Source organism: Spirulina subsalsa FACHB-351, from assembly GCF_026130165.1.
Classification (GTDB): domain Bacteria; phylum Cyanobacteriota; class Cyanobacteriia; order Cyanobacteriales; family Spirulinaceae; genus Spirulina_A; species Spirulina_A subsalsa_A.
The window spans coordinates 26,066-36,204 of record NZ_JAIHOM010000048.1 but is presented as its reverse complement, the minus strand read 5'-3'; the positions used below and the strand labels follow the sequence as shown (position 1 = coordinate 36,204).

Below are 10,139 nucleotides of genomic sequence, written 5' to 3'. Positions count from 1 at the left end.
CCTGCAGCATATCCAACCCGACTCCCCGAGTTATTCAACAAGCCCTAATTAAGCTACCATTTCCCCTCACTCTCAGGACTCTCCACCCTAGGGAGTCCCATGCTGTAATTGACCACCCGACCCTGTAAGTTATAACTAATCACACCGGATTGTAGAAGACCTCGGATAAAATGCTCTAAATCTGAACCAATCCGACGCAAATTATATTCCGTTAAGGCTTGACCACTAAAAGACTCAACCAACTCGTCAAACTTGCGATAGACTCCCTGAAGGGCATCCTCACTCCAGTTGAACTCATTATCGGGGTCTACGTCCAGTGTCAACACCTTGTCACTTTCCACAAATTCACTCCCTTGGATCTCAGCCGTATAAAGGCGAACGTGGCGGGTGGTTGACTTTAAAAGCATTTATTTTACTCTCCTCCGGGGTATTCCCTATCAGTCCATCACCCATTGTAAACGACGGTAAAGCGGATCGGGATCGGGCAAGGGGAATAGAGAAGATTGAAACATCTGTCGATTCGGAAGCCCGTCGGGTGTCTATCAATTGAAATAAAACGATAAGATTATTCACAATTCTTGGTAAAGTGATAGTACAAGTCGGGGATCAATGTGGATGGAGTGTTAGTGAGCGCCCATGAATGAGATCGCAAAGCAAGCACGACAAGGAAGTATGGCCGCCATCATTCAAATCCTGAATGAGCAACTGGCCGATCAAGGAGTTCGGACTCGTGCCGTCTTAGAAAATGGCATTTTACAGATCCTCTGTGAAGCGGCCACAGAGGGAGAATTAGAACAGGGGGAAGTCGTCCCGCGAGTTCGGGACATTCTCGAAGAAATTGACCCCCAACGGTTGCGCCGGGTCAGTATTTGTAGTCGGATTGCTCAAGAACAACAGTTAGTCTGGTTACAGGAAGTTCACCGTAATCCGGAGCAGCAATTGTTATGGTCTGAAACCATTGTGTTGCGCAAACCCAATATTTTTCAACGGTTAGCAGGCAAAGGGAAAAAGCCACTCCCGGAAACCAAAGGCATTGAGTTCCCCAGTTTCTCTGACCAAAAACCGGGGAAACGAGGGTTTGGACATTGGCGTAGTTTGTTGAGCGTCATGGTGCTGTGTGGGGTCAGTTTTGGGGCTGGACTGGTCTACAATCAAGGGCGATTCTCGTTCCGAGACGCTATGCGATTCTCGTTCCGAGACGCTATGCGATCGCCAATCACCATCAGTAATCCCCTCCGTTTTGTCCAGCAAAGCCTTTCCCCTTCTTCCCCTTCCACCCCCAATTCCCCCGTCGTCGAATCCCCTAATCCCGAGACATCCCCCCAACCCACCACCGTCTTAGTTCCCCCAGTCAACGGTTCCCCCGTCGTCAGTCCCAGTGAAGATCCCTTTGCTGAGGCCGTGCGTTTAGCTGAACAAGTCTCCACCCGGGGGCAAACCGCTAGCACCGCCGCCGAATGGTTAGTCTTAGCCGAACAATGGGAACGAGCCTCCAAATTAATGGAATCAGTTCCGGCCGATGATCCCCGCTATAATATGGCGCAAAGTCGAATCACCACCTATCAACAAAATAGTCAGGTGGCACAACGACAAGCCAAAGCGCGACAATAGTTCACCCCAACTCTAGGATCATTTTATGGACAGCGTTAAATATCTCCTGAATGAGAACCAACTCCCCACCGCTTGGTATAACATTCAGGCCGACCTTCCTCAGCCTTTACCCGCCGTCTTACACCCCGGTACTCAGCAGCCTGTCACCTTCGAGGATATGCGCCCTCTCTTTGCCGACGCACTCCTAGAGCAGGAATTTAGTACCGAGCGCTGGATTCCCATTCCTGATCCGGTGCGGGACATTTACCGTCAGTGGCGACCCACCCCCCTCTACCGGGCGCGACGGTTAGAAAAAGCCCTTGATACCCCGGCTAAGATTTACTACAAATACGAGGGACTCTCCCCGGCTGGGAGCCATAAACCTAACACCGCCTTCCCTCAAGCCTATTACAACGCCCAACAAGGGGTTAAACGCTTAACCACCGAAACCGGGGCGGGTCAATGGGGATCATCTTTAGCTATTGCTGGGGTGATGTTTAACTTAGAAATCTTGGTCTATATGGTGAAGGTGAGTTACCAACAAAAGCCTTACCGTCGCGCCTTAATGGAAGCCTACAACGCCCGCGTCGTAGCCTCCCCTAGCACCGAAACCGCCGCCGGACGGCAAATTTTAGCCCAATCCCCGGACAGTAGCGGGAGTTTGGGGATTGCCATTAGTGAAGCCGTGGAAGTGGCGGCTCAAGCGGAAGATACCAAATACACCCTCGGCAGTGTGTTGAATCATGTCTTGCTTCATCAAACGGTGATCGGGTTAGAGGCGATCGCACAATTTGACCTCGCCCAAGACTACCCCGACATCATCGTAGGCTGTACCGGAGGTGGGAGTAACTTTGCAGGCATCGCCTTCCCCTTCATGCAGCACACCTTTTCCGGCGACAAAACCATTGAATTTATCGCCGTTGAACCCGTATCCTGCCCCACTCTCACCCAAGGTAAATACGCCTACGACTTCGGCGACACCGCCCAAATGACCCCCCTGATCAAAATGCACACCCTCGGACATAGTTTTGTCCCCCCCGGCATTCATGCAGGCGGTCTCCGTTATCACGGTATGGGTCCCCTCGTCAGTCATCTTGTCAATCTTGACTATGTAAAACCCCTGGCCTACGACCAACTCGACTGTTTTGCTGCCGGACTCACCTTCGCCAAAGCCGAAGGCATCCTACCCGCCCCGGAAGCCAACCATGCTGTTCAAGGTGCGATCGCCCAAGCCCTCCGTTGCAAAGCAGAAGGAGTCTCCAAAACCATCCTCTTCAACCTCTGTGGTCATGGTCACTTTGATATGCAAGCCTACATCGACTATCAAGCCGGAAAACTCCAAACTAGCGAATACAGCCCCGAAGAAGTCGCCATGGCTCTCGCCGGATTGCCCAGTGTCAATCATTAGTTAGGGTCTACTTTTTACCAGAGAAGCCCCACACTATACCACTAGGTTGGTGTGGGGCTTCTCAGTTTCTAGCTAAAAGGAGGACACCAAAAGTCCCGAACTAATAAGCATCTTGTAACTCATAAAAGTCCGGCGAAATATAATCCTTCCGCAACGGCCAACCAATCCAATCCTCCGGCATTAAGATCCGTTTCAGATTGGGATGTCCTTCAAAGACAATGCCATACATATCATAGGTTTCCCGCTCTTGCCAATCCGCCGCCTTCCAAATCCAATAAACCGAAGGCACTTTAGGATTATCCCGAGGTAAGTACACCTTAACGCGCACCTCCTCCGGTTGCGTCACATTATCCCCCACCTTAATGAGGTGGTAGAAACTAACCAACTCCTTACCGGGGCCGACATCATAGCCCCCTTGACATTGTAAGTAATTAAAGCCATAGGCATATAAAGCCGTGGCAATCGGGATGAGGAACTCCGCCTCCACCTTAATCAATTCCACCCCTAAATGATCTTTTTCCAGCGCTTCATGGTCAAAACCATTTTCAGTTAACCACAGAGAAACCGGACCGGCTTCTACAATGGCACCTGTTTCCACTTGATTTTCTTCTTCAGCCACGATTGACTTCCTCTTTAGATTCTGCAAAACCCGGAGCGACAGGCATTCCGTACCCTTCCGTTAATACCTTCGGGGGAGCTTGACGAGTGCCAGATTGGAGATATTTTCCAGTTAAAATAGGTTCAACCGCCACCATATTATGGGTTGTACTGTAGTAGCGATTCGTTTGAGATTGGACTCTCGCCCGTTCCTGAATGGACTCATTAGCCACCTTTTTACGCAATTTCACAATCGCGTCCATAATGGCTTCAGGACGGGGAGGACAACCGGGAATATATAAATCCACCGGGATTAACTTATCCACCCCTCGCACCGCACTGGGAGAGTCCATACTGAACATTCCCCCGGTAATAGTACAAGCGCCCATAGCAATCACATATTTGGGGTCGGGCATTTCTTCATAAAGTCGCACCAAAGCCGGAGCCATTTTCATGGTAATTGTTCCGGCTGTGATGATTAAATCCGCTTGTCTCGGGCTGGAACGAGGAACTAGGCCAAAACGGTCAAAGTCGAAACGAGAACCAATCATTGCCGCAAATTCGATGAAGCAGCAGGCGGTTCCGTATAACATCGGCCAGAGGCTGGATAATCTTGCCCAGTTGTAGAGATCATCCACTGTCGTTAGGATGACATTCTCGGATAAATCTTGAGTAACCGTTGTCCGGGCAATCGGATTAAGAATTTTTTCTTTTTGTTGCTGCTCCAACAGAGCCGCATCGGTTGGGGTATCAGATTTCATGACCATTCAAGCGCTCCTTTTCGCCATGCGTAGACCAGAGCTACTACTAAAATTCCAATAAAAATTAAGGCCTCCACAAAGGCTAGTAGCCCCAATTGATTAAAAGCAACCGCCCAGGGGTAGAGAAAGACCGTTTCCACGTCGAAGACGACGAAGACGAGGGCGAACATATAGTACCGGATATTAAATTGAATCCACGCCCCACCCAAGGGTTCCATCCCCGATTCATAGGTAGTGCGTCGTTCCGGCCCTCCGGTTGGGGGGCGGAGCAGCTTGGATGCTGTCAGCGCCAAGATGGGGACGGAACTGGCTATGAGCAAAAATCCTAGAAAATATTCGTAACCGCTTAAGTGAAACACTACTGATTTCCCCGTTGCTGATTGCTGAAACTATTGGCTCAGTGTCTGAACACTTTGTTCATTATAGGGGAAGGATCGACCAAAAATAATGGGATGCAAGCCCCGCTCTTCTAGGTTGGTTTGGGTTGTGAGTTTGTCCTAGTTCGTTATTGCCTCGTTGTTGGGCTTTAGTCACCAATCTACGGCGCTGAAGCGCAATTACAAACTTAAGTTGGCTCGTTGTTGCGCTTTAGTCACCAATCTACGGCGCTGAAGCGCAACTACAAACTTAAGTTGGCTCGTTGTTGCGCTTTAGTCACCAATCTACGGCGCTGAAGCGCAACTACAAACCTAAGTTGGCTCGTTGTTGCGCTTTAGCCCCTAATCTACGGCGCTGAAGCGCAACTACAAACCTAAGTTGGCTCGTTGTTGCGCTTTAGCCCCTAATCTACGGCGCTGAAGCGCAATTACAAACCTAAGTTGGCTCGTTGTTGGGCTTTAGTCACCAATCTACGGCGCTGAAGCGCAATTACAAACCTAAGTTGGCTCGTTGTTGGGCTTTAGCCCCTAATCTACGGCGCTGAAGCGCAACTACAAACCTAAGTTGGCTCGTTGTTGGGCTTTAGCCCCTAATCTACGGCGCTGAAGCGCAACTACAAACCTAAGTTGGCTCGTTGTTGGGCTTTAGCCCCTAATCTACCGCGCTGAAGCGCAACTACAAACGGCAACGACAAATTAGGGAAACCTCTTTTAGATTTCGTCCCAACCGCCTAAACCGGAAGACATAACGTAACTGGTGACTCCCGATTCAAAGAAATTGGCTTTGGTGTTGCCGTCGGCTTTGGTGTCGGCGAATTTCTCTAGGTGGGTGTAGGGACTCTTTGTGAATTTGTCCTCTTTGTAAAGGGGTTCGAGGCCAATGGCACGCAGCCGAATATTAGCTAAATATTTAGTGTATTGTTCGGTGCTGGCTTCGGTGATACCCAAAATTTGATTACCGACGATGTGGTTAGTCCACTTGCACTCATAGCGAACGGCATTGTCGAACATTTCATAAATCTGTTCAACGGAATGAGTAAAGGTACTCATGGCTTCGGGAACAAGTCTCTGGAATAAGCGAACATGGCTCAACTCATCGCGGTTAATCATTTTGAAGATGTCCGCGCTACCGGGCATCAACATTCGAGAGGCTAAATTGTAGAAAAAAATAAATCCGTTATAGAAATACAATCCTTCCAGTAAGTAGTCAGCGACAAGGGCGATGAAATAATTTTCATGGGTTGGGTTATCGACATATTTTTGATAGAGGGACGCAATAAATTCACAACGCTCTAAGAGGATTTTATCGGTTCTCCAAAAGTCGTAAACACTACTCCGTTTCTCGGCGGGAATAATGGTTTCAATCATCCATTGATAACTCTGATTATGTAAGCCTTCTTGGGAGGCTTGCTCGGTCATACAAAGGGTTACTTCAGGGGCAGTAATGGGGTTTTTTAGGTAAGGAATGTTGTAGGTTTGGATGGAATCTAAAAAGGTTAAATAGGAAAGAATTCCATCAAAGGCATAGCGTTCTTCTGGGGTTAAGTTCCAGTAGTCGGTCACATCTTGGGTAATATCGAGCTTTTCTGGGATCCAGAAGTTCTCTCTCATTTGTTTGTATAATCCCACAGCCCAAGAATAACGGACATCGTTAAGCTGCATGAGGTTGGTTGTGTTGCCAAACCACATGGTACGATTTTCAATGGTGTCGTCGCCTCTCGGATTAAAGATGGGGTTGACGGGCATTTTTTGCTGTTTTTCGGGTGTATAAGTCATGGGAGATTTTGCTGTTATCAGTTATTAGGGCATTGTATAGAAAAAACTGGAAAAACAGCAAGGGTGAAAAGGGATTGAGTTTTACGCTGTAAGTTGAGGATCAACTAAAACATTTTTGGGGGGTAAGTTTCCTTACCCCCCAAGTGAATTTAGCATTCTAATTTAGTTTTGTGGAGACTCTACAAAACTATAGATTTGTTTAATTTAATTGGCACAACTGCTGCAAGCTTCGCCATTTTCTTTATAGCCATCTTTCTGAATGGTGCGGATGTAGTACACGGCTTTACACCCTTGCTCCCACGCTAAGATGAGGGCTTCAAAGATGTCTTTGGCTTGGATGCACCGTTCAGGGTCTTCGGGGAAATATACTCCTTGGTTGAGGTTAAATAGTAGTTCCATGCTGATTCCGGTGTCTATCCAGTTTTGCATGGCGGCTACGGCGCGGATGACGGTGCGTTGGTCGAGGTTTTTGTTTTCGGGGTAGTACCAGAAACAATCCCGGATGAAGGGCGGGGCGATGGGTACTGTGCCTTTTGCCCATTTGTCGTAAAAGAATCGGCTGTAGGTGGGGAGGACGCTGGCGGTGCAGCCTTGGACGAGGGAGGAGGAGGTGTTGGGTGCGATCGCGGTAATATGACTGTTACGAATCCCATAGGTTTGGATATCTTGGGCTAACTGCTCCCAGCGTTGGGGCTGCACAGCGTTTTCTTTGAACCACTCGACGGGTTTTGAGCCGATGAGTTTACCTTGACTCCAATCGCTGCCGGGGAAGGCGGTATAAGCCCCACGCTCTTGAGCGAGTTTCATGGAGGCATGGGTACAGTGATACCCAATTTCCTCGAACAGGTGGTTAATTTCGTTTAAGTTGCTATAGGAGAGGTGACGCTTGGCTATCCAGTCGGCGAGTCCCATTGCTCCTACGCCAATGGTACGGTAACGGTGGTTATGGGCGGCACTGGCTTCAAAGGGGGTGTGGGTGATTTCTATGGTGTTGTCAAGGAGACGAACGGCGGTTTCACAAATTAGGGGGAGTTCGTCAAGTTCTAGGTTGGCTAGGTTAAGGGAGTTGAGGTTACAGGTGTGGGCGAGTTGTCCGGGAACGACGTTGGAAAAGCTCTCGACACACAAGTTAACCCCCGGAATGTAGCCTTCGTGTTTGTTGGGGTTAGCCCGGTTGATGGTGTCTTTGAAGGCAAGATAGGGCATTCCGGTTTCCACTTGCGATCGCATAATGGTTTTAAATAGTTCCCGCGCATTGACCCGCTTGTACAGGGTGATTTCTTTGTCGAGGGAGTTTTCAACTTGGCGATAGGCTAGTTCAAACCCTTCTCCCCACAAGGGAGCGAGTTCAATTCCGAGTTTGGTTCGCACTTCGTAGGGGTCTACGAGAACCCAATCCTCACAATGAACTACCCGGCGCATAAACTCGTCTGAGATAACTAATTGCGGGAAAATGTCATAGGCTTTGCGTCGTTGATCACCATTCTCGGTTTGCATTTCGAGGAATTCGGTAACATCTAGATGCCAGATATCTAGAGAGACTGTCACCGCGCCAGCACGTCGCCCCATTGTGTTCAGGTAAGTTCGCGACTCCTACCCCGTGGTTTTACCACTGCTACCAGTCGCCCGGTAGATCAGACCATATCACCTTCCCCTAGGGAAGCTCCCCATTTCGCCCCGCTTGGGGCTACGAGCAACCACGCTCTGGTCGTTGAACCTTCCCCTTGTGGCGGGGCTTGGCTGCTGATTGTCTCTAACAAGAGAGTTCCCAGCAATTAGAGGAGTTTGCATCGTGACTTACGCCGCGATGGGGCAGAGTTTACCCTGATTGACTGCGATCGCCGTATCATTGAGCAGTTTAATCCAAGGAATAACCCCCCCAGAGGCGTTGGGTTTGCCCATTACGGTGCTACCTGTGGCGCGGATTCGGGACACATTCACCCCCACACCTCCGCCATTTTTGGAGATGCGGGCGGTGTTGGTAATTTCGCCAAAAATAGATTCTAAGTTGTCTTCAATGGCGACAATGAAGCAACTACTGAGGGAGCCGTGGGGAACGCGAAGGTTGGCGAGGATGGGGGTGGCGAGGGAAATTTTCCGTTGCGCGATCGCCTCATAAAACCGTTTCGCCCAAAATAACCGCTTATCGGGGGCTTCAGGGACTGCCAATAACAAAGCACAGGTTAACAGGGCTTCTTGGGGCAATTCGTCCGGGAGGAGGTAGCGTTTAGTGAGGAGTACCGCCCCGGCATAATCATAATCGGTGTCCCAATCGGGGTTAATCCAAGACCCAGCTTCCGCTAATTCCTCGGTACTGTAGGTTAAAATCCGATGGTCATAGTAATTCTCACAAACTTTGGTCTGCACTGTGCGGGGGTAATCCCCGTATTGATACCCTCGACTGGCCAGAATATCTTTCCACAAACTCCAGATGTGGAGTCTTCCGGCCACATACCGCCAGTCGGGGTTTTCGGGACTACATAACTCTAAAGCACAGTTGATTAAATTGTCTTGAATTTCACGAGTGGTCACACCATTGCGTAACCGGGTTTTCATGCCTGCTTCCAAGGTGATGGGATTCACCTCTAACCCCTCACAAGCCCATTCTACGACCTTGCGGATTTTGACCACATTCAGCGCCGCTCTGGAGCCATCTCGCTTGATCACATGGATATTGGGAGGGTGCAACCCCAGGGGAACAGGCGTTGGCGTAAGCTTTCCGTCCAGGAATCGTGCCTCGATTTCTGGGGAGGTTACGTTGGCGTAAGTCTTCCGTTGAGAAATCGCGCCGGATAAATTTTGTTCTAATTGCATTTTCAACTGCTGAAGGGTAAGTATTCCTACAAAGAGTTTAGCTATTTCGCGAACAATTGAACTGCTTAAAGTCAATCGACCAACTCTTTGTATTGACTCTCCCAAGTGTACACCTTCTCCCTAGTTATGGTGGATTTTTAAATAATTTGTAAGCTCGTGCCACTAAATACAGTTTATGTCAAGGGAGATTGGTTGTACCATTAACCATCTCAATTGAGGTTATTTCTTAGCATCTGGGAACGTTTGTTGGAGTTGCCAGGCGATCGCATTGAGAATTAACTTCCCGTTGCCCGTAGAACGTTCTCGACATTCCTCTTGTTGTGCGATCGCATACCCTACCCGTTCAATTGCCTTACCATACTTCCGTTCCTTCGCCATCTCCTTCTCCTCCGCCGTTAAGGGCCTAGTGCGCTCTAAAACGGCCTCAATAATCGGCGTATAAGGCGCTACATCCTCCGCCGCCTCCTGCACCTCCACCTGTAACCGCGTCAACTCAATAATTTCCTGCGCACCCTGAACAATGGGCGGTAACTCTTCCTGCTTCAAATCTTCCAGCGTTTGCAATTGAGGACTCTGGGGAGGAACATAAACAATATTTTCCTCAGAAATGCCATTGGGGAACTTTTCATCCTCAATTTCCCCCGCCTCCCACATTTGCGTCACCACCTCCAACGCCTTCGCCCTATTTTTTTCCGTATCCCCCCCTCTCCCATCAATAGTGACTAAAATTCCCTCCTGCTCCGCCAGAGGTTTAGATGTATCACTCACTGCCACAAAATGCGCCACCGCTTTACTTTTTGCCATAACAATCTCACT

At 49.2% G+C, this 10,139-nt stretch carries 8 protein-coding genes and 2 pseudogenes; 2 read left to right on the top strand and 8 right to left on the bottom strand.

From position 1 onward, the window contains the following. Positions 1-53 precede the first annotated feature (53 nt). Entirely contained in the window at positions 54-407 is a 354-nt protein-coding gene (ndhM, locus tag K4A83_RS11500; RefSeq protein ID WP_265264693.1) for an NAD(P)H-quinone oxidoreductase subunit M, read from the bottom strand. Positions 408-636: 229 nt separating this feature from the next. Here ndhM and K4A83_RS11495 point away from each other — a divergent pair, with 229 nt between their 5' ends. Both K4A83_RS11495 and K4A83_RS11490 read left to right on the top strand, forming a co-directional pair. Next, on the top strand, positions 637-1,611 hold the full coding sequence (locus tag K4A83_RS11495) for a hypothetical protein (protein WP_265264692.1): 975 nt from the start codon (positions 637-639) through the stop codon (positions 1,609-1,611). A 25-nt stretch (positions 1,612-1,636) separates the two neighbouring features. After that, positions 1,637-2,998 carry a TrpB-like pyridoxal phosphate-dependent enzyme gene (locus K4A83_RS11490; RefSeq protein WP_265264691.1) on the top strand — a complete coding sequence of 454 codons (1,362 nt, stop codon included), beginning with the start codon at positions 1,637-1,639 and terminating at the stop codon, positions 2,996-2,998. A 100-nt stretch (positions 2,999-3,098) separates the two neighbouring features. Here the strand turns inward: K4A83_RS11490 and K4A83_RS11485 are convergent, their stop codons facing one another. The 7 genes and pseudogenes from K4A83_RS11485 to K4A83_RS11455 form a co-directional block, all read right to left on the bottom strand. Then, complete coding sequence (locus tag K4A83_RS11485) at positions 3,099-3,617, bottom strand: NAD(P)H-quinone oxidoreductase subunit J (protein ID WP_265264689.1); 519 nt, start codon at positions 3,615-3,617, stop codon at positions 3,099-3,101. Beyond that, a complete protein-coding gene (locus tag K4A83_RS11480; protein WP_265264688.1) occupies positions 3,610-4,356 on the bottom strand; it encodes an NADH dehydrogenase subunit K in 747 nt (248 codons plus the stop codon). Before K4A83_RS11480 ends, K4A83_RS11485 begins: the two co-directional genes overlap by 8 nt. After that, the gene (gene ndhC / locus K4A83_RS11475) at positions 4,353-4,715 is read right to left on the bottom strand and encodes a photosynthetic/respiratory NAD(P)H-quinone oxidoreductase subunit C (RefSeq protein ID WP_017303746.1); all 363 of its coding nucleotides are present in this window, start codon (positions 4,713-4,715) and stop codon (positions 4,353-4,355) included. The genes K4A83_RS11480 and ndhC overlap by 4 nt, the downstream gene beginning before the upstream one ends. Positions 4,716-5,444: 729 nt before the next feature. Further along, positions 5,445-6,479: a ribonucleotide-diphosphate reductase subunit beta gene (locus tag K4A83_RS11470; RefSeq protein ID WP_407810002.1), complete on the bottom strand. Its 1,035-nt coding sequence runs from the start codon at positions 6,477-6,479 to the stop codon at positions 5,445-5,447. A 234-nt stretch (positions 6,480-6,713) separates the two neighbouring features. After that, positions 6,714-8,087: pseudogene (locus K4A83_RS11465) on the bottom strand (ribonucleoside-diphosphate reductase subunit alpha); the annotation flags it as partial. A gap of 243 nt (positions 8,088-8,330) precedes the next feature. Further along, positions 8,331-9,236 (bottom strand): annotated as a pseudogene (locus K4A83_RS11460) (ribonucleotide reductase N-terminal alpha domain-containing protein); the annotation flags it as partial. Between the two features lie 306 nt (positions 9,237-9,542). Then, entirely contained in the window at positions 9,543-10,127 is a 585-nt protein-coding gene (locus K4A83_RS11455; protein ID WP_265264685.1) for a hypothetical protein, read from the bottom strand. Positions 10,128-10,139: the final 12 nt, after the last annotated feature.